The 24108-nt window shown below is 72.4% G+C and carries 19 protein-coding genes and 1 pseudogene; 3 read left to right on the plus strand and 17 right to left on the minus strand.

Annotation, left to right across the window (positions count from 1 at the left end; genetic code table 11):
• Positions 1 to 94: 94 nt before the first annotated feature.
• Positions 95 to 2956, minus strand: coding sequence for a type I DNA topoisomerase (topA, locus tag QBL21_RS33000; RefSeq protein ID WP_407565894.1), 2862 nt, complete (start codon positions 2954 to 2956; stop codon positions 95 to 97).
• 385 nt (positions 2957 to 3341) lie between these two features.
• On the opposite strand from topA, the gene QBL21_RS33005 reads away from it, so the two are divergent.
• Both QBL21_RS33005 and QBL21_RS33010 read left to right on the plus strand, forming a co-directional pair.
• Positions 3342 to 3803 carry a TM2 domain-containing protein gene (locus tag QBL21_RS33005; RefSeq protein WP_407565895.1) on the plus strand — a complete coding sequence of 154 codons (462 nt, stop codon included), beginning with the start codon at positions 3342 to 3344 and terminating at the stop codon, positions 3801 to 3803.
• 136 nt (positions 3804 to 3939) lie between these two features.
• Positions 3940 to 4320, plus strand: coding sequence for a DUF2752 domain-containing protein (locus QBL21_RS33010; RefSeq protein WP_407566645.1), 381 nt, complete (start codon positions 3940 to 3942; stop codon positions 4318 to 4320).
• A gap of 84 nt (positions 4321 to 4404) precedes the next feature.
• Here the strand turns inward: QBL21_RS33010 and QBL21_RS33015 are convergent, their stop codons facing one another.
• From QBL21_RS33015 to bldG, 5 genes are all read right to left on the minus strand, one after another.
• Positions 4405 to 5976: a methyltransferase gene (locus QBL21_RS33015; RefSeq protein WP_407565896.1), complete on the minus strand. Its 1572-nt coding sequence runs from the start codon at positions 5974 to 5976 to the stop codon at positions 4405 to 4407.
• Between the two features lie 121 nt (positions 5977 to 6097).
• Positions 6098 to 6661 (minus strand): small secreted protein, encoded by a 564-nt coding sequence (locus QBL21_RS33020; protein ID WP_407565897.1) that lies wholly within the window; start codon positions 6659 to 6661, stop codon positions 6098 to 6100.
• A 231-nt stretch (positions 6662 to 6892) separates the two neighbouring features.
• Positions 6893 to 9295, minus strand: a complete 2403-nt coding sequence (locus tag QBL21_RS33025; RefSeq protein WP_407565898.1) for a sodium-translocating pyrophosphatase — start codon at positions 9293 to 9295, stop codon at positions 6893 to 6895.
• Between the two features lie 692 nt (positions 9296 to 9987).
• A complete protein-coding gene (locus tag QBL21_RS33030) occupies positions 9988 to 10461 on the minus strand; it encodes an ATP-binding protein (protein WP_407565899.1) in 474 nt (157 codons plus the stop codon).
• Positions 10462 to 10582: 121 nt separating this feature from the next.
• Complete coding sequence (gene bldG / locus QBL21_RS33035) at positions 10583 to 10924, minus strand: anti-sigma factor antagonist BldG (protein WP_018835875.1); 342 nt, start codon at positions 10922 to 10924, stop codon at positions 10583 to 10585.
• 158 nt (positions 10925 to 11082) lie between these two features.
• Between bldG and QBL21_RS33040 the strand changes: the two genes are divergently transcribed.
• Positions 11083 to 13707 carry a DEAD/DEAH box helicase gene (locus QBL21_RS33040; RefSeq protein WP_407565900.1) on the plus strand — a complete coding sequence of 875 codons (2625 nt, stop codon included), beginning with the start codon at positions 11083 to 11085 and terminating at the stop codon, positions 13705 to 13707.
• Between the two features lie 21 nt (positions 13708 to 13728).
• Here the strand turns inward: QBL21_RS33040 and QBL21_RS33045 are convergent, their stop codons facing one another.
• The 11 genes and pseudogenes from QBL21_RS33045 to QBL21_RS33095 form a co-directional block, all read right to left on the minus strand.
• Complete coding sequence (locus tag QBL21_RS33045; RefSeq protein ID WP_407565901.1) at positions 13729 to 14715, minus strand: aldo/keto reductase; 987 nt, start codon at positions 14713 to 14715, stop codon at positions 13729 to 13731.
• 54 nt (positions 14716 to 14769) lie between these two features.
• On the minus strand, positions 14770 to 15195 hold the full coding sequence (locus QBL21_RS33050) for an Rv3654c family TadE-like protein (protein ID WP_407565902.1): 426 nt from the start codon (positions 15193 to 15195) through the stop codon (positions 14770 to 14772).
• Entirely contained in the window at positions 15173 to 15514 is a 342-nt protein-coding gene (locus QBL21_RS33055; RefSeq protein WP_407565903.1) for a TadE family type IV pilus minor pilin, read from the minus strand. The genes QBL21_RS33050 and QBL21_RS33055 overlap by 23 nt, the downstream gene beginning before the upstream one ends.
• 109 nt (positions 15515 to 15623) lie before the next feature.
• Positions 15624 to 15824: a DUF4244 domain-containing protein gene (locus QBL21_RS33060; protein WP_407565904.1), complete on the minus strand. Its 201-nt coding sequence runs from the start codon at positions 15822 to 15824 to the stop codon at positions 15624 to 15626.
• A gap of 31 nt (positions 15825 to 15855) precedes the next feature.
• Complete coding sequence (locus QBL21_RS33065; RefSeq protein ID WP_407565905.1) at positions 15856 to 16677, minus strand: type II secretion system F family protein; 822 nt, start codon at positions 16675 to 16677, stop codon at positions 15856 to 15858.
• A complete protein-coding gene (locus tag QBL21_RS33070; protein WP_407565906.1) occupies positions 16661 to 17518 on the minus strand; it encodes a type II secretion system F family protein in 858 nt (285 codons plus the stop codon). Before QBL21_RS33070 ends, QBL21_RS33065 begins: the two co-directional genes overlap by 17 nt.
• Positions 17515 to 17826 (minus strand): annotated as a pseudogene (locus tag QBL21_RS33075) (pilus assembly protein CpaF); the annotation flags it as partial. The pseudogene QBL21_RS33075 and the gene QBL21_RS33070, both read right to left, overlap by 4 nt.
• 150 nt (positions 17827 to 17976) lie before the next feature.
• On the minus strand, positions 17977 to 19137 hold the full coding sequence (locus QBL21_RS33080; protein ID WP_407566646.1) for a TniB family NTP-binding protein: 1161 nt from the start codon (positions 19135 to 19137) through the stop codon (positions 17977 to 17979).
• Positions 19138 to 19142: 5 nt separating this feature from the next.
• Complete coding sequence (locus QBL21_RS33085) at positions 19143 to 21272, minus strand: transposase (RefSeq protein WP_407565907.1); 2130 nt, start codon at positions 21270 to 21272, stop codon at positions 19143 to 19145.
• Positions 21272 to 22039, minus strand: coding sequence for a TnsA-like heteromeric transposase endonuclease subunit (locus QBL21_RS33090; protein WP_407565908.1), 768 nt, complete (start codon positions 22037 to 22039; stop codon positions 21272 to 21274). The genes QBL21_RS33085 and QBL21_RS33090 overlap by 1 nt, the downstream gene beginning before the upstream one ends.
• Positions 22036 to 23847, minus strand: a complete 1812-nt coding sequence (locus QBL21_RS33095; protein ID WP_407565909.1) for a TniQ family protein — start codon at positions 23845 to 23847, stop codon at positions 22036 to 22038. The genes QBL21_RS33090 and QBL21_RS33095 overlap by 4 nt, the downstream gene beginning before the upstream one ends.
• Between the last annotated feature and the right edge of the window lie 261 nt (positions 23848 to 24108).

Genomic DNA, 24108 nt, shown 5'->3' on the forward strand with positions numbered 1-24108 from the left:
GGCCGAGCACCGCGGCACCGCCCGACCGAACCCCCCGACCCGACTGCCCGACTGCCCGACAGCCCCGCCCCGGCGACCTCGCGACCCGTCCCCGCTACCCGTCCTCGTCCGGCACGTCCGCCTTCGCCGACACCGTCTTCTTCGTCGTCGCCTTCTTCGCCGCCGCCGTCTTCGACCCGGTGGCCTTCTTCGCCGCGGTCTTCGTCGCCGTCTTCGCGGCGGTCTTCTTCGCCGCCGCCTTCTTGGCCGGCGCCTTCTTCGCGGTGGTCTTCTTCGCCGGCGCCTTCTTCGCGGTCTTCTTCGCCGGCCCCTTCGCCCGCTTCTCCGCCAGCAGCTCGAACCCGCGCTCCGGCGTGATCGACTCCGGCTCGTCCCCGCGCCGCAGCGTCGCGTTCGTCTCGCCGTCCGTCACGTACGGCCCGAAGCGCCCGTCCTTCACCACCACCGGCTTCCCGCTCGCCGGGTCCTCGCCCAGCTCTTTCAGCGGCGGCTTCGCCGCGGCCCGCCCGCGCTGCTTGGGCTGGGCGTAGAGCGCGAGGGCCTCCTGGAGCGTCACCGTGAAGAGCTGGTCCTCGCTCTGGAGCGAGCGCGAGTCGGTGCCCTTCTTCAGGTACGGGCCGAAGCGCCCGTTCTGCGCGGTGATCTCCGTGCCGCTCTCCGGGTCGGTGCCGACGACCCGCGGCAGCGACAGCAGCTTCAGCGCGTCCGCCAGCGTCACCGTGTCCAGCGACATCGACTGGAACAGCGACGCCGTCCGCGGCTTCACCGCGTTCTTGCCGGACTGCGGCGTGCCCTCGGGCAGCACCTCGGTCACGTACGGCCCGTAGCGCCCGTCCTTGGCGACGATCTCGCGCCCGCTGTCCGGGTCGGTGCCCAGCTCGTACGCCCCGCTGGGCTTGTCGAGCAGTTCCTCGGCCAGCTCCACGGTCAGCTCGTCCGGCGGCATCTCGTCCGGCACGTCCGCGCGCCGGTGGTCCTCGGAGTCCCGCTCGCCGCGCTCCACGTACGGCCCGTAGCGCCCGACGCGCAGCACGATCCCCTCGCCCACCGGGAACGTGGAGACCTCCCGGGCGTCGATCGCGCCCAGGTCGGTGACCAGCTCCTTCAGCCCCGCGAGGTGGTCGGTGCCGGACCGCTCCTCGGCGGAGGTGGCGACGTCGTCCGTGCCGTAGTAGAACCGCCGCAGCCACGGCACCGCCTCGGCCTCGCCGCGCGCGATGCGGTCGAGGTCGTCCTCCATCCTGGCGGTGAAGTCGTAGTCGATGTAGCGGCCGAAGTGCTTCTCCATCAGGCCGACGACGGCGAAGGAGAGGAAGGACGGCACCAGGGCCGTGCCCTTCTTGAAGACGTACCCGCGGTCCAGGATCGTGCCGATGATCGAGGCGTACGTGGACGGGCGGCCGATCTCCCGCTCCTCCAGCTCCTTGATGAGCGTCGCCTCGGTGTAGCGGGCGGGCGGCTTGGTGGCGTGCCCGTCCGCGGTGATCTCCTCGGCGGTCAGCCGGTCGCCCTCCGCGAGCTGCGGCAGCGGCCGGTCGCGGTTGTCGAGGTCGGCGGAGGGGTCGTCGGAGCCCTCGACGTACGCCTTCATGAAGCCGTGGAAGGTGATGACCCGGCCGGACGCGGAGAACTCGGCGTCCCGCCCGTCGGCCGCCGTGCCGCCCAGCTTCACGGTCACGGACTGCCCGGCGGCGTCCTTCATCTGCGACGCGACCGTACGCATCCAGATCAGCTCGTACAGCCGGAACTCGGTGCCCGACAGCCCCGTGTCCGCCGGCGTGCGGAAGCGGTCGCCGGAGGGGCGGATCGCCTCGTGCGCCTCCTGCGCGTTCTTCACCTTGCCCGCGTAGTTCCGCGGCCGGTCCGGCAGATAGTCGCGCCCGTACAACTGCGTGACCTGCGCCCGCGCCGCGGCGACCGCGGTCTCCGACAGCGTCGTGGAGTCGGTGCGCATATAGGTGATGAAGCCGTTCTCGTACAGCCGCTGGGCCACCTGCATGGTGGCCTTGGCGCCGAGCCCCAGCTTGCGCGACGCCTCCTGCTGGAGCGTCGTCGTACGGAACGGGGCCGAGGGCGAGCGCCGGTACGGCTTCGCCTCGACGCTGCGTACCGCGAACGCCGTGTCCTGGAGCGCGGCGGCCAGCGCGCGGGCGCTCTCCTCGCTCAGGTGCAGCACCTCGGCCGACGAACCGCCCTTGAGCTGCCCGTCAGGACCGAAGTCGCGGCCCTGGGCGATCCGGCGGCCGTCGACCGCGGAGAGCTTGGCGCCCAGGCTGCGCGGGTCGGTGGCGTCACCGGCGCGGCCGGTGGCGAAGACGCCGGCCAGGTCCCAGTACTCGGCGGAGCGGAACGCGATGCGCTCGCGCTCCCGCTCGACGACGAGGCGGGTGGCGACGGACTGGACCCGGCCGGCGGAGAGCCGGGGCATGACCTTCTTCCACAGCACCGGCGAGACCTCGTACCCGTACAGCCGGTCGAGGATGCGGCGGGTCTCCTGGGCGTCCACCAGCTTCTGGTTGAGCTGCCGCGGATTGGCGACGGCCTGGCGGATCGCGTCCTTGGTGATCTCGTGGAAGACCATCCGGTGCACCGGGACCTTGGGCTTCAGCACCTCCAGCAGGTGCCACGCGATGGCTTCGCCCTCGCGGTCCTCGTCCGTCGCGAGATACAGCTCGTCCGACTCGGCCAGCAGTTTCTTCAACTTGCTGACCTGTTGTTTCTTGTCGCTGTTCACCACATACAGCGGCTCGAAGTCATGGTCGACGTTCACCCCGAGCCGCGCCCAGGACTCCCCCTTGTATTTCGCCGGCACCTCGGCGGCACCGTTGGGGAGATCGCGGATGTGCCCGACGCTCGACTCGACCTCGTAGCCGGGGCCCAGATAGCCCTTGATCGTCTTCGCCTTGGCAGGCGACTCCACGATGACGAGTCGGCGGGTCTTGCTGGTGGCGGACAACTTCGGCTCTCTCTTCTCCGGTCGGAAGCTGGCAGCGATCTGGTGGGGGGATTCGCGGCGATCTTGCCGGTGGTCGTTTGTCGGTGGCCTTGTGGGCGCTCTTCTGGACGGCTGTACGGGTCGTACGTCGCTGTGCTGGGCGTTGCTGCGGAGTGTGACGGTACAACCCGCCCCCGTGTCAAGCGGCTAAAACCCGGGGCGCCACTCGAACGGTAACCCGACAAGCCGCCTAGCTCCCGCACAGGGCACATTCCGGTCGCCGTGGTCTGTATCGCACAGCCCCTTGACAACGGCCAGTACTACAGATGGGAGTATGGGCGTCCGAACGTGCCGCAAGGCCCGCTCGGAGCCCACCACTCAGACATCCGACCGGGGGGACGTACCAGTGTCCGATCCGAACCAGAATCCTTACGGCCAGCAGCCCGGGCAGCCGGGCCAGCCGGGTCAGCCGGGATACGGCTATCCGCAGTACGGCCAGCAGGACCCGAACCAGAACCCGTACGCGCAGCAGGCCGGCCAGCAGCCCGGTTACGGCTACCCGGGCGGGCAGCCCGGCGGGCTCCCGCAGGCCCCGGCCGCCGCGGCGCAGGGCTACGACCCGAACGCACCGTACGGCTACGACCCGCACGGCCGCCCGTACTCGGACAAGTCCAAGATCGTCGCGGGCGTGCTCCAGCTCTTCATAGGCACGCTGGGCATCGGCCGCTTCTACACCGGTCACACCGGTATGGCCATCGCCCAGCTCCTCACCTGCGGCGGCGTCGGCATCTGGGCGCTGATCGACGGCATCATGATCCTCGTCAGTGACGACAAGACCGATGCCAAGGGCCGCATCCTCCGCTCCTGACGCCGTCGGCCCTCCGACGTCCCCAGGGCACCCGGACCCGCCGCCTCCCGTTCCCCCGCAACCGGAGACGGCGGGTGCCGCGCGCCCGCGGCCGGCGGAGGGCGAACGGCGCAGGCGCGCGGGGCGCGTACGGCGCCTGCTGCGCCGGCCGGCCACCGCGCCGCTCGCACTGGCGGCGGCCGGGGCCGCGGGCGCGGCGTACCTCTACGGCACGAACCCCCACGAGCCGGGGCACTGGCTGCCCCGCTGCCCGTTCAACTGGGCCACCGGCCTGGACTGCCCCGCCTGCGGCGCTACCCGCATGGCGTACGACCTCCTCCACGGCGACCTCGGCGCCGCCTTCCACGGCAATGCCCTGATGCTGCTCCTCGGCCTGCCGTTCGCGGCGGTGCTCTACGGCCGCTGGCTGTACGAGGGGCTGCGCGGGCGCCGCTGGCGGCCGTCCTTCGGACGGCTCGGCACGGCGGTGGTGCTGGGGGTGGCGGTGGTGTGGGCCGTGGTACGGAACGTGGCGTAGCACCCGGCCCCGGCCTCAGGCCGGTCCCGGTCCCCCGGGACCCGGCCCGCCAGGACTCGGGGGCGCCATTCAGTCCGCCAGGACTCAGTCCGCCGGAGCCAGGAAACCCTGCTCCACCAGCAGCCGGATCACCCCCGGCGTGCGCTTCCGCAGCACCGCCGGGTCCTCCTCCAGCACCTGCGCGATGGCGTCCAGGATGACGCCCGCCGGCAGCGTCCCGTCGCACGCGCCGGCGAAGCCCGCGGCGACCGTGTCCGCCCGCGTCGCGCGCCGCATCCCCCGCTGCCGCCGCAGCACCACGTGCTCCGGGTCCTCCTCGCCCGGCCGGCCCACCTGCTCCTGCACCACGTCGTCCGCGATCCGGAACGTCGTCGCGAGCAGCGCCGCGTCGTCCGTACGCCGCAGGAACTCCTGCCGCGCGAAGTGCTCCACCACGGCCTCGCCGAGCGGCTGTTCGACGGCGTGCGGCCAGTCCTCGACGGTGACGGCGGGGTCCGCCGCGCCGGTGCGGCGCAGGGTGATCCAGCCGAAGCCGACCGCCCGGGTGCGGCCGGCGGCGAAGGCGTCGAGCCAGTCGTCGTAGCGGGCGGCGTAGGCCGCGGGGTCGGTGTGGTCGCCGGCGTCGCGCAGCCACAGCTCCGCGTACTGCGTCACGTCCTGCACCTCCCGCTGCACGATCCAGGCGTCGCAGCCGGGCGGCACCCAGCCCGCGACGCGCTCGCGCCAGTCCTCGTCCTCGACGTGCTGCCAGTTGGCGAGGAGCTGGCAGTAGCCGCCGTCGGCGAGGTGGTCCGCGGCCTCGCGGACGAGGGTGCGGCACAGTTCGTCGCCGGCCATGCCGCCGTCGCGGTACGTCAGGCGGGCGCCGGGGGAGATGACGAAGGGCGGGTTGGAGACGATCAGGTCGAACCGCTCGCCGGCCACCGGCTCGAAGAGCGATCCGGCGCGCAGGTCGGCGTCCGGCACGCCGGACAGGGCGAGGGTGAGCCGGGCGCAGGCGAGGGCGCGGGGGTTGACGTCGGTGGCGGTGACGGCGTCGGCGCGGGCGCGGGCGCCGGCGTGCAGCGCCTGGATCCCCGAGCCGGTGCCGACGTCGAGCACGCGCCCGCCGTCGAGGGGCACGGTGAGCCCGGCGAGCGTGGTGGACGCGCCGCCGACGCCGAGCACGAGATCGGCACCGTTCCCGTACGAGCCGGAGCCCCGGGCACCGTACGCGCCGGCAGCCGCCCGCCGCGCGCCCGCGGCACCGCCCACCGCGCAGCCCAGGTCCGAGACGATCCACCAGTCCTGCCCCGCCGGCCCGCTGTACGGCCGGACGTCGAGCACGGCCCGTACCGCCTCGCCGTCCTCGCGCAGCCAGCCGTCCGCGAGGCACGCCGCCAGCGGGAGCACCGCCGCGGCGTGCGCGCGGGGGACCGCGTGCTGGAGGAGGAAGAGCCGGGTCAGGGTGGCCAGGGCGGGCGGCGTGTCGCCCGGCGGCCACCGTGTCGCCCGCTCCGCGGGGACGGTCTCGCTGCGGGCGAGGGCCGCGTACGCGGGGGCGCCCAGGAGGTCCAGCAGGCCGTCGGCGGTGAAGTCCGCCGCCAGCAGCGCCGCGCGCAACTCGGCGGCGCGGTCGGGGCGGGGAAGGTCGTCGGTCGCGCTCACGGGCACCATTGTGCTGCCGCCGCGGCGGCCACGCCGACCGGCCGCCGCGGACCACCGACCGGCACGCCCGTACCGCCCGGTCTGGCAAGCCTGCTCAGCCCGCCGGGCCCCGTCGGCCCGCCGCGGAGCCCTACGCCTCCTGCGACGGCTTCGCCTTCGACTTCTGGCAGCCCTCCTGCTCGGCCAGCGCCTGGCCGACCTCACCCGCCTGGAGCTTGTTCAGCGCCTCGTCGCCGCTCTTGCTGATCTTGTCCGCCTCGCCGGCCAGCTCCCGCAGGCCCTCCGCGAACGCCGCCTGGTCCTTGACGTCCAGGTCCTCCACCTGCTTCTGGAGGTCCGCGTACGCCGACGCCACCTGCTGAAGCTCGGTCACGGCCCCGCCGTGGGTGTTCTTGCCGTCGTCGACGGGCGGCGCGCCCACCTTGTTCACGGCCTTGCTCATGGCCGTGTACGCGTCGGAGATCTCACCGAACGCCTTGGCGTCCGCCTCCTGCACCTTCCGCGGGTCCTTCTCCGTCGTCGCCTCGCTGATGGCGAGGTTGGCCTGATCCCGCTTCTGCAACTCCGGCTGGATCCGGTCGCAGAGGGAGCCCGCCCACTTCTGGACCTCCGCGCCGTTGTCATCGCTGCAACCGGACGCCACCAGCAGCGTGACGGCGGCACCGGCCAGGGCGGCGGCAAGCTTCTTGTTCACCGGATCATCCCTTCGAGACTGAGACACCCGGAACATACACCGGTACCCCGCCGGTACGACGAATCGTCGGGGCCGCACGCCGCGTCCTGCTCCATTTGCCACAACAGTCACGGCAGGCACAGCAGTAACAACGGCAACAGCCGGCCACAACGGTCCTTGGACACACCACACCCCGCCGGCCGGGAGCGATCTCGCCTCCCGGCCGGCGGGGTGTGGTGACGCAGACCCGTCTCAGCCGTTGACCACCGCCGGGTCGGTCGACGACTTCGGCGACGAGTTGGCGGACGCCGTGGACTCCGCCTCGTCGTCGCCGACCGTGATGCCGCGGCGCTTGGAGATGTAGACGGCACCGGCGATGATCCCGATGGCCGCCGCCGCGATGACGATCCGTACGCCGACGTTGGAGTCGTCGCCGTACGAGAACTTCACCACCGCCGGCGCGATCAGCAGCGCCACCAGGTTCATCACCTTCAGCAGCGGGTTGATCGCCGGGCCCGCGGTGTCCTTGAACGGGTCGCCGACCGTGTCGCCGATGACCGTGGCGGCGTGGGCCTCGCTGCCCTTGCCGCCGTGGTGGCCGTCCTCGACGAGCTTCTTGGCGTTGTCCCAGGCGCCGCCCGAGTTGGCCAGGAAGACCGCCATGAGCACGCCCGCGCCGATGGCACCGGCGAGGAACGACGCCAGCGCGCCGACGCCGAACGTGAAGCCGACCGCGATCGGCGCCATGACGGCGAGCAGACCCGGCGTGCGCAGCTCGCGCAGCGCGTCCCGGGTGCAGATGTCGACGACCTTGCCGTACTCCGGCTCCTCCGTGTAGTCCATGATCCCCGGGCGCTCGCGGAACTGCCGGCGCACCTCGTAGACCACCGCGCCCGCGGAGCGCGAGACGGCGTTGATCGCCAGACCGGAGAAGAGGAAGACGACCGCGGCGCCGAGGATGAGGCCGACGAGGTTGTTCGGCTGCCCGATGTCCAGGCTGAGGCCGAGTGGACTGCCGACGTTGCCGGCTTCGGCCACCGCCTCGTTGACCGCGTCCTGGTACGAGCCGAAGAGCGCCGCCGCCGCGAGGACCGCGGTGGCGATGGCGATGCCCTTGGTGATGGCCTTGGTCGTGTTGCCGACCGCGTCCAGGTTGGTGAGGACCTGGGCGCCGTCGCCCTCGACGTCGCCGGACATCTCGGCGATGCCCTGGGCGTTGTCGGAGACCGGGCCGAAGGTGTCCATCGCGACGATGACGCCGACGGTGGTCAGCAGGCCGGTGCCGGCCAGGGCGACCGCGAAGAGCGCCAGCATGATGGACGTACCGCCGAGCAGGAACGCACCGTAGACGCTGAGGCCGATGAGGACCGCGGTGTAGACGGCGGACTCCAGGCCGATGGAGATGCCCGCGAGCACCACCGTGGCCGGGCCGGTCAGCGAGGACTTGCCGATGTCCTGGACGGGACGGCGGTTGGTCTCGGTGAAGTAGCCCGTGAGCTGCTGGATGACCGCCGCGAGCACGATGCCGATGGCGACCGCGACGAGCGCGAGCACCTGCGGGTTGCCGTCGTGTTCCGCGATGCCCTGACCGACGCCGTCGAGGTCCGCGTACGACGAGGGGAGGTACGCGAAGACGGCGATGGCCACCATCACCAGGGAGATCACCGCGGAGATGAAGAACCCGCGGTTGATGGCGGTCATCCCGCTGCGGTCGCTCGCCTTGGGCGCCACGACGAACACGCCGATCATGGCGGTGACGACGCCGATCGCCGGGACGATCAGCGGGAAGGCCAGACCGGCGTCGCCCAGGGCGACCTTGCCCAGGATGAGCGCGGCGACCAGGGTGACGGCGTACGACTCGAAGAGGTCGGCCGCCATGCCGGCGCAGTCGCCGACGTTGTCGCCGACGTTGTCGGCGATGGTGGCGGCGTTGCGCGGGTCGTCCTCGGGGATGCCCTGCTCGACCTTGCCGACGAGGTCGGCGCCGACGTCGGCGGCCTTGGTGAAGATGCCGCCGCCGACACGCATGAACATCGCGATGAGCGCGGCACCGAGGCCGAAGCCCTCCAGCACCTTGGGCGCGTCGGCCGCGTACACGAGCACGACGCTGCACGCGCCGAGCAGGCCGAGGCCGACGGTGAACATGCCGACGACACCGCCGGTGCGGAACGCGAGCTTGGTCGCCTCGTGGCTCACCGCGGTGAGGTCCTTGGCGGGTTCGCCCTCGCGCGGGGTGGCGGCGCGCGCGGCGGCTGCCACGCGCACGTTGCTGCGGACCGCGAGCCACATGCCGATGTACCCGGTCGCGGCCGAGAAGGCGGCACCGACCAGGAAGAAGATCGAGCGTCCGGCTCGCTCCGACCAGTCGTCCGCGGGCAACAGGAAGAGCAGGAAGAACACGACGACGGCGAAGATGCCGATCGTGCGCAACTGGCGGGCCAGATAGGCGTTCGCGCCTTCCTGCACCGCCGCCGCGATCTTCTTCATATTGTCCGTGCCCTCGCCGGCGGCGAGTACCTGACGGAGCAGCACCACGGCGACCGCGAGTGCGGCAACGGCAACCACGGCGATGATCGCCACGATGGCACGGTTGCCGCTGGTGAGTTCCACGGCCAGTAGGTGGTCCTGCTGTAGTGGGGTGAAATGCCCCGCCATTCGTCCTCCTTGACGTACGGCACATGGGCGCGCGGCAGCCCCGACTGCGGGTATGGGCGGTCGGGGTTTGGGCGGCCGCAGCGCTCAGGCGTCCTGAGCTGCAAGTTGTGGACGGATTGTAGGGAGCGGAACTAGATCAAAACAGAGCGTCCCCGGGGGAATTCGGCTCCGACGACGATCAACGCGTGGAAGAGCCGCTGTCAATTCGCTCGAAAGAGGGATGCGGGAACGGCCGGGCAATGGCGGGAGAATGATCTACGAGCCGGGAGAAAGCGCTGCTCAGAAGCGCCTTGATCTTGAAATGCGCGGGTCAAGAGGTGGGGTGCGGCAGGCCCCGGGAACGGCGGGGGCGGGCAGATCGGCGGCCGGCCGGAGTTGATCGGCGCCGGCCGGGGGCGGCCGCGGGGAGGCAGGAGTTTGCCGTACGGGTCCAAGACCTGCGGCTGCACGCCGTACGCGGGGGTGGGCAGCCGTCTGCGGGGCAGGGGGCGTACGCACGTCGGATCGGCCGCACGCGGGGCGGTTTCGGCCGTAGGCGGCCGGGTGCGGGCCGTAGGCGGTCAGGTGCATGCCCCACGCGGTCGGGGACGGCGTAGGCGGTCAGGTGCGGCCGTAGGCCGTCGGGCGCGGCCGGGTGCGGCCCCGGGCCGGTCGGGGGCGGCGTTACGCGGTCGTACGCGGGCGTACGCGCGTCAGGAACCGGCTGCGAGGGAGGCGGCCGGCCAGCTCATCCGGATCGTGCCGCCGGACTCGCCCGCGGTCACCTCGACGTCGTCGACGAGACCGCTGATGACCGCGAGGCCCATCTGGTCGTCGATATCCGCCTCGCTGCCCGGGCCGCTCGCGTTCCCGTCGCCGTCCGGATCCGGGTGGGTCTCGGCGGTGCTGCGGGCCGCGGGTACGTGACCGGCGGCCGTCGGCGCGTCGTCGCCCACCTCGATGGAGAACTTCTTCTCCTCCTCCGTGAGCACCACCCGCACCGGACCCGACAGCCCGTTGTGCTGGTGCAGCCCGACGGCGCGCAGGCAGGCTTCGCCCACGGCGAGGCGCACCTCGTCGAGCACCGCCTCGTCCACCCCGGCCCGGCGCGCGACCGCGGCCGCCACCAGGCGGGCCGTGCGGACGTGCTCGGGAAGGGCACTGAAGCGCAATTCAACGGTGGGCATGCCATCCCCTTCACGTCATCCCACGCCATCCCGTATCACCACGGGAAGCCATCCGTACGGGAGCCGACAGGGGAGGGACCCGGCGCGCGGCCCGGTCCCTCCGCCTGTGCGGCGTCCTGTGTCAGTCCTTCGCGGCGACGGCTTCGTCGACCGAGGTGTGGATGGGGAACACCTTGGTCAGGCCGGTGATACGGAAGATCTTCAGAATGCGCTCCTGGTTGCAGACCAGGCGGAGCGAGCCCTCGTGCGCACGGACCCGCTTGAGTCCGCCGACGAGGACGCCGAGGCCGGTGGAGTCGAGGAAGTCGACCCGCTCCATGTCGACGACCAGGTGGTAGCTGCCGTCGTTGACCAGCTCGACCAACTGCTCGCGCAGCTTGGGGGCGGTATACACATCAATCTCGCCACCGACTTCGACGACCGTGCGGTCGCCCACGGTACGCGTCGACAGAGACAGGTCCACGGATCCTCCAGCACCTTTCAGCGAGCGGCTGCCCCGGGCGTCCCCCGCCGTCCGGCCGGAGACGGATCGGCATCCGCCATGGCATTCAATCACTTACCCCCGGGCGTGCACGACGCCTTGGGGGCATTGTCCGTCGCATCGGTGACACACTCGTGCCGATGGACGCGAACGAGCGGAGGGACGCGAACGAGCCGGGGGCAGCCCCCGCGGCCGACGTCACCTTGCCGGCACCCCGGCCCGGCACGCGGCCCGGCGCACCGCACGTCACACCGGCCGGACCGCGGGATCGCACCCCGTCCGGCACGGCGGACCGCACGACGTCCGACGGCACCGCGGACGGACCGGCGCATGTCACGCCGCGCACCGCGCTGCGCCGGCTCGCCGCCCGGGAGGACCGCGCCGCTCGCATCACTCATACGGAGCACCTGCCCCCGCGCGGCGGGCGCCATGCCGATTGGCCTGCGGGCATCCGGCCGGAAGTGGTCGGAGCCATCGAGGCGGCCGGGATCGAGCGGCCGTGGGCGCACCAGGCGACGATGGCGGCGCACGCCCTCGCGGGCGAGTCGGTGATCGCTGCCACGGGCACGGCGTCGGGCAAGTCGCTGGCGTATCTGGCGCCCGTGCTCAGCGCGGCGCTCGACGGCTCCGAGGCCCCCAACGGGCGGGGCGCGACGGCCCTGTACGTGGCCCCCACGAAAGCGCTGGCCGCGGACCAGTTGCGCGCGGTCAAGGCGCTGGCCGCCCCGCTCGGCAAGGCCGTGCGCCCGGCCGTCTACGACGGCGACACGCCCGCCGAGGAACGCGAGTGGGTGCGCCTGTACGCCAACCTCGTCCTCACCAACCCCGACATGCTGCACCGCGGCATACTCCCGGCCCACTCCCGGTGGTCCTCCTTCCTGCGCGCCCTGCGCTACGTCGTGATCGACGAGTGCCACACCTACCGGGGCGTGTTCGGCTCGCACGTCGCCCAGGTCGTGCGCCGGCTGCGCCGGCTCTGCGCGCGCTACGGCGCGGACCCGGTGTTCCTCCTCGCCTCCGCGACCGCGGCCGAGCCGGGGCGCTCCGCGGAGCGGCTGACGGGGCGGGCCGTGGCGGAGGTCACGGACGACGCGTCGCCGCGCGGGGAGGTCGCGTTCGCGCTGTGGGAGCCGCCGCTGACGGAGCTGCACGGCGAGCGGGGCGCGCCGGTGCGGCGCACGGCCACGGCGGAGTGCGCGGAGCTGCTGACCGACCTGGCGGTGGCGGACGTACGGACCGTCGCCTTCGTCCGCTCCCGGCGGGGCGCGGAGCTGGTCGCGATGATCGCCCAGGACCGGCTGGCGGCCGTCGACCGGGCGCTGGCCGACCGGGTCGCCGCCTACCGCGGCGGCTACCTGGCGGACGAGCGGCGGGCCCTGGAGGCCGCGCTCCAGTCCGGCGAGCTGCTGGGGCTGGCCGCGACGTCCGCGCTGGAGCTGGGCGTGGACGTGTCGGGGCTGGACGCCGTGCTGATCGCCGGCTACCCGGGCACCCGGGCCTCGCTGTGGCAGCAGGCCGGGCGCGCGGGGCGCTCCGGGCAGGGCGCGCTGGCGGTGCTGGTCGCGCGCGACGACCCGCTGGACACGTACCTGGTGCACCACCCGGAGGCGCTCTTCCACCGTCCGGTGGAGTCCACGGTGCTGGACCCGGACAACCCGTACGTACTCGCCCCGCACCTCTGCGCCGCCGCCGCGGAACTCCCGCTGACCGACGCCGACTTCACCGGCGACACCGCGTGCTTCGACGCCGGGGCCGCCGGGCTGCTGCCGCAGCTCGCCGACCGCGGCCTGCTGCGCCGCCGCGGCCCCGCAGGACCGGGGGCCGCCTGGCACTGGACCCGGCGGGAACGCGCCTGCGACCTCGCCGACATCCGCGGCGGGGGCGGCCGGCCCGTCGACGTCGTCGAGGACGGCACCGGCCGCCTGCTCGGCACCGTCGACGCCGCCGCGTCGCACACCACCGTCCACGAGGGCGCCGTCCACCTCCACCAGGGCCGGACGTACGTGGTCCGCACCCTGGACCTGGAGGACAACGTCGCGCTCGTGGAACGCGCCGATCCCCCGTACACCACCGTCGCCCGCGACACGACCTCCGTCTCCGTGCTGGAGACCGAGCGCGAGATCCCGTGGGGGGACGCCCGGCTGTGCTTCGGGTCGGTCGAAGTCACCAACCACGTGGTCTCCTTCCTGCGCCGCCGGCTGATCACCGGCGAGGTCATGGGCGAGACGAAGCTCGACCTGCCGCCGCGGACGCTGCGCACCCGCGCCGTGTGGTGGACCGTCACCGACGACCAGTTGGACGCGGCGGAGATCGCCCAGGAGCAGTTGGGCGGCGCCCTGCACGCGGCGGAGCACGCGGCCATCGGCATGCTGCCGCTCTTCGCCACCTGCGACCGCTGGGACATCGGCGGCGTCTCCGTACCGCTGCACGGCGACACCCTGCTGCCGACCGTCTTCGTCTACGACGGCCACCCCGGCGGCGCGGGCTTCGCCGAACGGGCCTTCGGCGTCGCCCGCGACTGGCTCTCCGCAACCCGCTCGGCGATCGCCGCCTGCGAGTGCGACACCGGCTGCCCGTCCTGCGTCCAGTCCCCGAAGTGCGGCAACGGAAACGACCCGCTGGACAAGGCGGCGGCGCTGCGCCTGCTGACGACGCTGCTGGCGGAGACGGAGACGGAGGCGGGGGCGGAGACGGAGACGGAGACGGGCGGTGGGTCCGGGGCGGCGCCGGGGCCCGCGGCCGCCGGGGCGGCGGACGAGGGCTGACCGTTCGCGTACGGGACGCGCTCAGCCGGCGGCGTCGAGCCGGGCCCGCTGGTCCTCGGTCAGCTCCAGGTCCACCGCCGCCAGGCTCTCGTCCAGTTGCGCCACCGACGAGGCGCCGACCAGCGGGATCACCGGCACCTCCCCGCCTATCAGCCAGGACAGCACCACCTGGTTGACCGTCGCCCCGGCCTCCTGTGCCACCGTCCGCAGCGCCTCCAGCCGGGCCGGCGTCCCCGGGTGGTCCAGCTCGTGCCCCAGCGGCTTGTCCGCGCGGACGTAGCCGCCGGCCAGCAGCGGCGAGTACGCCACGAGCGCGAGCCCGGGGTTGTGGCGCAGGTAGCTGAGCATCGCCCCGTCCACGCCGCCCGGCGAACCGTCCGGGTCGAGTTCGCTGGGGCAGTCGGTGCGCCGGCGCAGGTAGGTGTGGTGGTACTGGAGCAGCTCGTATCCGGCGAGGCCGGAGGTAGCCGCGTGGACACGGGCCCGCTCCACCCGCCAGACCCACTGGTTGCTCACTCCCAGCAGCCCGACCGAGCCCTCCGCCACGAGCGCGCCGAACGCCTCGACGGTCTCCTCCTGCGGCACCGTCACGTCGTCGATGTGCGCGTACAGGATGTCCAGCTTGTCCACCCCGAGCCGCTGCCGGCTCTCCTCCGCGGACTGCCGGATCACCTTCGCCGACAGGCCCTCGGCGTTGTCGACGTACGAGGTGCCGGGCGCGAGCGGCCGGGCGCCGAGCTTGGTCGCGATGACCACCTCGTCCCCGATCCCGCGACTGCGCCGCCACCGCCCGAGCAGGCTCTCGCTCTGGCCGCCCTGCGAACCGTCCACCCAGAACGCGTAGTTGTCGGAGGTGTCGACGAACGTGCCGCCGGCCTCGACGTAGCGGTCGAGGATCGCGAACGAGGTCTCCTCGTCGGTCCGGGAGCCGAACAGCATCGCCCCGAGGCTGAGCACGCTGACCTCGCGGCGGTTCTGCGGGTCGGCGCCGATCGTGCGGTACTTCATGCGGAGTCCTTTCGTGTGTCTGCCAAAGCCGGAGTCTGAACGCTGGAGCGCGCTCTACCGCAACCCCGGGCGGTCGGCCGCGGGGCGGTCGCGGGCCACCGGTCCGGCGGTGTGCCCGCCGCGGGAGCGGGCACCGGCCGGGGACGGCGGGCCGGCGCGGGAGCGGACCTCGGCGGTGAAGCGGCCGGTGCGGGCCGCCGCCACGACGTCCGCGACCTCCCCGGACACCGCGCACCGCAGCAGCCGGGCGCCCTGCGCCGCCGCCACCCGGCGGGCCGCCGTGCAGGCAGCCGCCTCGCCGAGCAGCGCCCGCTCCGACGCCGCAAGCGCGGCCAGGTCGGCGGCCCCGCCCGCGCGGTGGCGGGAGTGCACCGCCTGCCCCAGGCCCAGCGCCGCGGCGAACACCGCGCACAGCGCGAAGCACGCCAGTGCCGACCACACCGTCGCCCCGCCCCGGTCATCGAACGGTCTCCTCCGCAAGGGCGACCGCCTCCCCTCCGAGGCCGAGGGACAGCGGCCCCGGGCCCGGGGCCTCCGCCCGCACCCGTACGCGCACCAGGTCGCCGTCCCGCGCCACCGCCACGGCCGCTCCGCGAGGAGCCGCGGCGAGGGCGGCCCCTCGCACGCCGGCGGCGGGCTCGCCCCGGGCCGCGGCCCGCGCCCCCGCGCGGGCGGCGTCCACGCACTGGATCTGCGCGGCGGCGGCCATCAACGCCCAGACCAGCCCGAGAGCGAGGACCACGAGCGCCGGGATGGCCGCCGCCGCCTCCGCGGTCACCACCCCCGCGTCCCCCCGCACCCGGCGGGGCCGCGGGGCGGGTCCCGCGAACCCGCACGCGCGCGGCCGGCCTGCCCGCGAACCGGGCCCCGCGTCCGTCCGCGCACCGGCGGCCGGCGCGGGACGCGCGTCAGAACGGGACGTCCAGCGCACGTTCCACGACCGCCTGCAGCGCACCGCTGACCCGCTCACTCGTCACCACCTTGTACAAGATCGCCGCGAACGCGACCGCCGCGATCGTGCCCACCGCGTACTCGGACGTCGTCATCCCCGCGTCCCCGCCGAGCCTTCGCGCGCACGCGCGGACCCTCCGGACGAACCTGCCTGCCATCTCGACCCCCGTGTCTCCGTATCCGAATCCGTCATCCGTTGCCGCCCAGCAGCCGCGCCGCCAGGCCCATCACCACCGGTGCCACCCCGACCGCCAAAAACGCGGGCAGGAAGCACAGCCCCAGCGGGCCCGCCACCTTGACGCCCGCCCGGCGGGCGCGGGCCGCCGCCGCCCTGGTCTCCTCCGCCCGGCACTCGGCGGCAAGCCGGGAGACCGCGTCGACCACCGGCATGCCCGTGTGGCCCGCCTGCTCCAGCCAGTCGGCCAGGCGCGCCGCTCCCGGGAGTTCCGCGAGGGGCGCCCACGCCGCGCGCGGGGTGCCGCCGAGGCGCAGCTCCGCCGCGCCCTGCGCGAGGCGCTCCCCGACCGGGCCGCCCAGCGAGCGGCCCACCTCCGCGGCGGCCTCCCGCGGCCCGGCGCCGGCGGCGAGGCAGGCGGCGAGGAGGTCGGCGGCCGACGCGAGGTCGGCCCCGGTCCGTATGCCGCCGTCGCGGCGTGCGACGGCGGCGGCCCGGCGCTGCCACCGCCGTATGCCGTACGCGGCGGCGAGTCCCGCCACGGCACCGACCGCACCGCCGACGAAGATGAGCACCGCGACCCCCGCGAGCAGACCCGGCCCCCACCGCACGGCAGCCCCCCGGAGCCGCCCCACGGCCGACTCCCGCCCGGCGGCGAGCCCTCCGGCCCCCTGTGGCCGTACGGGCGCCTCCAGGGGCCCCAGCACGGCGGGGAGGCGGCGCCGCGCGGCGCGTGCGCGCCAGGACGCGAGGGCCGCGTCCACCGCGCAGTACGCGGCGGCCAGGACCGACATCACCGTCCACAGGCTGTGGATGAACTCAGCGCGCATGCGCACCTCGCACGATCCGGCCCACCCAGACCAGCCCCGCCCACTCCAGCAGACCGCCCGCCACCAGGCAGACCAGCCCCGCCGGCGTGTGCAGCAGCACCCGCAGCGGCGCGGCGCCGAGCGCCGAGCCCATCAGCAGCCCGAAGCCGGGCAGCAGGGCCAGCAGCAGCGCCGTCGCCCGCGGACCCGCCAACTGGGCCTCCAATTCGTCCCGTTCGTCCCGCTCCGCGCGCAGCGCCGCCGCCACCCGGTCCAGACCGGCCGCCAACCCCGCACCCCCGCCCGCTGCCACCTGCCAGCACGCGGCGACGCCCGCCAGCCCCCGCGCACCGGGGGCACCGGCCGCCCCGCGCAGCGCGCCCGGCACATCGCCGCCGAACCGCGCGGCGGCCAGCACCTCCGGACCGCCCGCCGGGCCGCCGGGCGCCGCGGCGAGCAGCGCATCGGCCGGCTGCCTGCCGGCCCGCAGCCCACCCGCGACCGCCGCGCACAGCTCGATCACGGCCGCCGCCCGGCGCACCTCCGCCCCGCGCCGCTCCCGGCCGCGCAGCCGCCGCCCGACGAGCGGCACCGCCACCGCACCCGCGAGCAACGGCAGCCAGGAAGCACCCAGCAGCGCCACGACCCCGCCGGCCGGCAGGCACCACAGCTCGCGCCGCCCGCCCCACGTCCGTACGACTCCGGCCACCCGCGGCCACGGCCCCGCCCGCGCCACGCTCCCCGGTGGCGCCAGCAACACCCGGGCCCGGCGCACCGCGGGCCTCCGCCCGCCGGCCAGCGCCACCGCCGCCCCCGCGCACAACGCCGCCCCGCACACCGGCGCCACCGCCGCTACCTCCCCGCTCACCGCGCACCCCCGCCCCGCTCCAACAGCCGCTCCAGCCGAGGCCACCCGGCCCGCCGCGCGAACCCCTCGGCCGCCCACACCGCCGCCGGCACCGCCGTCACCAGCCCCGCGCCGTCCCGCTCCAGCACGTGCACCTCCGCGATACGCCGCCGCCCCCGCCGGTCGCGCACGAGGTGCAGCAGCACCGACACCCCCGCGACCAACTGGCTGTGCAGAGCCGGCCGGTCGAGGCCCGCGACGGCGCCCAGCGCCTCAAGCCGGGCGGGCACGTCGCCCGCCGCGTTCGCGTGGACGGTCCCCGAGCCGCCTGTCGGGCGGCGCCAAAGATTTCAGTCGCCGCGCCTCTGGCCTGGGCACTGAAATCTTTCCTGGTGTGACTCAAGTCACATACACGCCACGGAGAATTTCAGTACCCCGCCGGATGCTCGAGTAGGTCGTTACGCAGGGCGACGGAGGTTCTAGCTAGCGGCTTCCTCGCCGGAAGGCCTCTTGGCATCTGTCGCGGGAGGGGTGGGGCCGTCGTGCGGCCGGGTGTTCTCGTAGGTGCTTTGGGCGTGTTCGTTGATCACGATGTCTTCGAGGAGGGCCCGGTCGATCCGCTCGGCTTTGGTGAGCACGGCTTCGGCGGCTGCTTCGCAGATGAGTTCCGCGAGGGAGCTGATGTTGCCACGCGTACGTCGGTGCAGGTACTTCCACGCCCTTTTGAGGGTTCCGGGCTGGTGGTGGTAGAGGACGAGTGCGTCTTCCATCGCGGAGATGACGGAGGTCCACTCAGCCTTCTGCTCCCTGGTCTCGATGGCATAGGGGGTCAGGCGGACGAGGGTGTTGCGGCCGGAGGTCTGGGTAGCGCGGTTGCCACCGGCGCCTTCGAGGAAGAGGCCGGAGTGGTGGAGATCGACGCCGGTGTAGACGAAGGTCGCTGCGGTGTGGTTCGCGATGTACTTCAGGTGATCATTGACGACCTTTCCCTCCTTGAGGGAGAGGTCCATGAAGTGGGCGTCATCGATGATGACCAGCTCGGTGCCAACTAGGCGCATGTTCTTCAGCACGAGTTGGGTGATGTCGCCCTTAGTTGCTCCTGCGCGGTACTTCTGGCCGAGGTAGTGGGCGAGCGCGACGGAGAGGTCCTTGGGTGTGGCCTGTGACGGGATGCTGACGTAAACAACGGGTGTGTAGTCGATGACGTGATCTTCGACGATGTATGTCCTGGTGAAGCGCTCGGGGTAGTCACGGCGTAGTTCGTGCTCGAAGTCGGCGGCGAAGGTCTTGACCAGAGTGGATTTGCCGAGGGTTGCCTGGCCGTCGATGACGATGCCGCGTCGGGCGCCGGCGGGCTGCTCGGCGTTGGTTGCCATCCGGCGTGCGATCTGGTGATGGATGGTTTTCAGCTTGGTGGTACGGACGATGACCAAGGCGCTGTGGTAGGCCATGCGGGGTTTGTTGTGCAGCCGGCGTTCCGTGGAGCCGAGTTCCTTGTAGTCCTTGAGAGGTAGCAGGGTCGGCCGGGGCGGGAGTTTGTAGTTCAGGTAGTCGCGCCACTCCTCTTTGGTGCGCGGCTCTGACAGCCCGGGGTGGGTGAAATATCCCGGTTCCTCCGCGAAGGGCGGGCGGTTCGGCACTACGGTCAACCCTCCTGGCTGGAGCGGGGGTTCCAGACCTCGGCGGGCTGGACGGTGTTCGGGTCGAAGTCGTCGTCTTCGTCGGGGATGTCAGGTACGACGTGCAAGGGGGAGGTCGCAGGTTTCGCGGTGTCCGGTGGTGGGGCGGGGGCGGGGACGGCCGGTGTGGAGCGGGCTTCGTCTTGGGCTTGGGCGTCGGCGCGGTGCCGGTCGCGGGTGTGGCGCTTGCGGTCGGTCTTGGACCACGTCTCGGGGGCGTCGGTACGGTTTTGCAGATCGCACAGGGCTTGAGCCACCTGCTCCTGGTAGTGCTTGTCCTTGGGGTCTCCCCGGCGCAGTTCGACCAGTCGTTTGGCCTCGCGGAGGGTGATGTCGGTGAAGGGCTGCAGGTCGCTGAGCGCCTTGGTCCAGCGCAGCGTGTACCACTTGCCGTCGCGCGGGTTGTGGAAGTAGGCGTGCAGCAGGTTGCGCGGGTCGTAGCGGATGGGCCAGAGCCCGGTGCCGTAAGGAGACTTGGCCCGTCGGTACTGGTAGAGCACCGGTGCGTCGTAGACCAGGTGGTTGAGTTCTACGCCGTATGGGTTGATGACCCGGCCGCGGGCGGCGATGGGCAGGAGTTCGTAGTACAAGTTGGGGTCGCGCGGGGAGTCGACGAAGCCAGCCGAGCCCAGGGCCATGGCGTAGGCCCCGTTGGGTGAGGTGTTCAGGTCGGGGAAGCCGTGCAGGTGGAGCCCTGTGTGGTGCTGGTTCTGGTAGACCGCGATGACGTATTCGGCGAAGAATTCCGCGATCTCGTCCAGGGCCCAGCGGGCCTGCTGCTCGACAGTCTCGCCGCGGTGGGCGGTGTTGCGTCCTTTGTATCCGGCGACGTGTTGGGCGAACTTCTCATTGATGGTGAGAAAGAGCCTCTCGACCTGTGGTTTATCAGTCGGCTGGAGCTTGCGGGCGTCCTGTAGATCGATCCTCCATGTTCGGCAGGCACGCTTGACGACGTCGGACTTGTAGGGCTTGCCGTGGTCGTAGAGCAGGGTTTCCGGGTAGATGACGGGCCGGGCGGCGGCCTCGGCGAGACGTTCGTCCACGCTGAGGTGGCGTTCGTAGGGGACGCGCAGCATCTGGTAACGCAAGGCATCGGCCCAGTCGGGGCGCATGGGCTCGGGTGTCATGACGTCCGCCAGCAGCAGGCCGATGTCGATGGCCTTGGTGCCGGCCGGTGTCAGGCGCCAGGCGAGGATGGAGCGGGTGGCGACGTCGATCGCGATGGTGAGTTCGACGGTGTAGGTGTCGTTCGTGACGGGATCGAAGGCCAGGACGTCTAGCGGGGTGGTGTCGAGCATGACGACTTGGCCAGGCCGATGTGCGATCACGTTGCCGAAGGTGCGGTCGGGCTGGTTGTCTTGCGAGATTCGCTGGTCGGCGGGGTCGCAGGGCCTGCGGTGGAGCAGGAGCTTGACCGCGCGGCGGAAGGTGGATTCCTTGGGCAGCGGGACAACTCCGGTCCCGTGGTCCGCATCCAGGCGGTTTTGGACCCGGCGACGGAAGCGGGTGGAGATGCTGGAGGAGCTGTCGCGGCGTTCGACTGCGGCTTGCTCGCGGATGGCGGTGATGACACGCTCATCGATGTTGCGCAGCGGGTTCTGCAGGCGGGCCTTGCGCCGGTCGACCAGCGCCCATAGCCCGTTCTCCTTCCACTGGGCCAGCAGTTGCCAGATGCGGCGAGCTGTCAGGTCTAATTCGGCCGCCTTGGTCTCGACGCGGGTGGCAATCGGCAGATCGGGGTGGTAGCCGGAGCGGGGTTCGCCCTTCTTTGCTTGCAGCCGGTCGCCCGAGGTGTAGCCAGTGGTGACCTCTTGTAGATGCCCTTCCAACTCCAGGGCCTTGTTGCGGACATCATTCGGCAACAGCGCCAGCACTCCTCCCGGGTCGAGGCCCGCGGCGGTGTCCGTAGCGACGGCCGGCGGGACCGTCTGCGCGCGGAAGGAGGAGTCGGTCAGCAGGGTGTTGAGCATGATGGTCTGGTGGTGCCCGGATGCCGAGCGGAGCCGGACTAGGGAGCCGGTGACACCGGTGACTTGGTGCTGCTCTTCTTCGAACTCGATCCAATCGGTGACGGCGATGCGGTGGCGTTGTTCCATCAGGGCTGCTCCAGCGCGGCCGCGGCCCACACGCGAGTGTAGTCGCGCAAGGGTTGGGTGAGGTCGAATTGCAGGCGGTGGTGCCACATCAGGTGGTAGGTGACGGCGCGTTGGACCTGCGGTTCGGGCCAGACAGACAGCAGCTCGCCGATGGAGATGGGGCATTCGGCCCGGAAGAGCAGGACGTGGGCGAAGGATGCTGCGGCTCGCAGGGGCCTTCGGTAGCCAGCGAGCCATTCGACAGTGGCCCACAGCTGCGGGTCGGGTTCACCGACCATCTGGTAGTCCCAGCCGAGTTGCTGGCAGGCTGCGGATGTGCGCCGGGCTTGCTGCTGGACTTTGGGTTTGTCCAGCTCCTCGGGATTCTTCACATCCAGCAGCAGCCCCGAACCGTCGGTGCGGCGGACGAACAAGTCTGGGTAGTGGGTCCAGCTGCCGTCGGCGTCGATGCCCTCAAGAATGAAGGGTTGAGCGGCAAAACAGGCGACGTTGGCGTCGAAGTCCAGGAGTTTCATCCAGCGGGCTTCGAGGAAGCTCTCGTACTCGACGACGGTGTTGCTGCTGGCCGCCCAGTAGGCGCCGGGGGTGTGTTTCTGCCCGGCGTAGGAAGGAATGTCGCGCGCGGGCATACAGGTCTCAAAACGTTCGTCGGCGGCTTCCTCGGCGGGCACCAGGCGTTCGGTGGCATCGGCGTCGTGATAATGGATGAACATCTGGCCGGACGTACGTCGTACCGGACGCAGCGTGCGGGATCTTTTCGGGCTCATGTCCCTCCTGCATCGGGGTGGAGAAGCTCCCGCCCGAAGCTGATCAGCTGCATGCTGACCGTCCCGGGAATCCAAGCCGCAAAGCGGCGCCAGCCCTCGCGGACGGACCCGGTGCTGGTGGGTGCCCACAGAACCGGTTCGTACGCGGGGGCTTCGCGGACGTCGCCGCCGGTGAAGTGCTGCCAGATCCAGGCGGCGGCGTGACGGCGGCGTTGAAGGGTGACGTCATGTTCCAGGGGCCGGCACACCGGATACAGCACCGCGTGCGGCACGGCAGTCAGCCCGGCCAGCGCCCGACGCCGGAAGGCGTAGTTGACCAAACTGCGCCCGACCAGGCGGTCTGCGACTTGTTCGATCGCCGCCCAGAAAGCGTCAGGGGCGGTGATGCGCTGGACCAGCGTGTTGGTGACGCGGGCGGCCTTGCGGGAGTCCATGGCCGTGGCGGCGGCGGCATGCTGCCAACTGGAGGCCCCCGCGAGACGTCCCAGGGCCAGGGTGGCCAGACGCCGCCCGCTGACCGGGGCGGTGCCGGGCAGGTGAGGTGCGATGAGTTCCGCATAGTCGTCCGCATCCACTAGGTGGGGCAGGTGGTCCGCGGTGAAGGCGCGCACGGGCTCCGGTCGGGCGGCGAGGGCCCCGGCGATGCGCGAGGTGGGCGGGGTGATCGACCGGATCAGCGGTTCCAGACACGGCGGCCGGGGCACCGACCGCAGCGGGTCGCTCTTGCCCTGCGTGCGGCGCCAGGCGACCGCCCGGCCCATCCACAGGGTCAGCACCTCGCGACAGGTGTCACGGTCCGGTGCGAAGAGCACGGGTGCGGTCACAGCGAGCACGGCCGCAGCGTGGGCCGCACTCGGTGGGCTGGCCCGCAGCTGGGTGCCCGCCCCACCGCGGCGGGCTGCCCGGCGCCCTTGCTGGTCGGCAGCGAAGGCATTGGCCAGCGCGTCCGGTAACTCGGCTCCGGCGGCCAGGTCTTCGTAAGTGGCCGCCAGCCGTGCCAGCGCCGCGGTGAACCGCAGCCCGGCGAAGAACTCCGCCGGGGCCACCGTGCAGTCGACAACACGAGGCTGACCGCTCCCGTCCGCGATGTCCAGCACACGCTGCTGCAAGGCGACGAGAGCGGACGGCACCGGCGTGGTGGGCAGCGCGGCCAGCTTCTGGTCGCACAAGCCGGGCTTGCGGCGCCTGCCGGCGGGGCGTCGGTTGTTGCAGCGCTTCAGGTCCAGTTCCCCGCGGCGGGTGAGCAGCCCGCGGGGACGGCCCGCGTACCCCTGCCCCAGCCGGATTCGGCAGCGCCGACAAGTGTCCACCAGCAGCACCCGGTGCACCGGGCATACGGCGGCAATCCCCAGACGCCACCACAGGGGCCACACGGGGCGCTCAGCCAGGCACTTCGGGCAAGCCCGGCTGGAGGTGAACAGGGCCCACTCCCGGTGGCCGAGCCGGCTGAGTGAGGCCTCCGACGTCAGGTTCAGTCCGGAGAAGTCCAGCACGCTTGACGCGTACCGGGACAGTTGCATCTCGCGTAGCACCCGAGCCCCGAGCCCAGTGGCCGCAGCCGCCCGCACCAGACTCCGCTCGGTCAGCACGACGCCAAAGAACAGCGGAGCCGTCACCGACACGCCGCGCCGGCGCTCCAACCCGATCGCCTGCGCGGCCTCGCCGGGTGAGAGTTGCCAGTCGGCGGCGGCCCGGGTGAGCCAGGAGGCGAATGCCTCGCCAGCGGCCGGAACCGGGACGGCCGGAAGCCGTCGTGGAAGGCCACCGCGGTCCATCACCGCCCCCTCCAGCCGCGAACGGTGGGACATTTCCTACAACCTGTGGACGCTACTACGGTTACCAGCTGTGGCGAACAGCGATGCCGGTGATGACACCCCGGACGAACGACCGGTCCACCGCCGAAGGCTGAAGGTCCCGCATCCGCATGCAGGTCTGCCCCAGACCAGGGAGGCCAGCTCGGCGGGCATGGACGGCTCCGTCTGCAACGAGGGGGAAATTGCGCTACACGGAATCTCGCTCGACTCCATCCCCGCACTCGCCAAGACACTGGGAGCCGCCTCCGCCGGGCT

The organism is Streptomyces sp. 184, from assembly GCF_045781775.1.
In the GTDB taxonomy this organism is placed as follows: Bacteria; Actinomycetota; Actinomycetes; order Streptomycetales; family Streptomycetaceae; genus Streptomyces.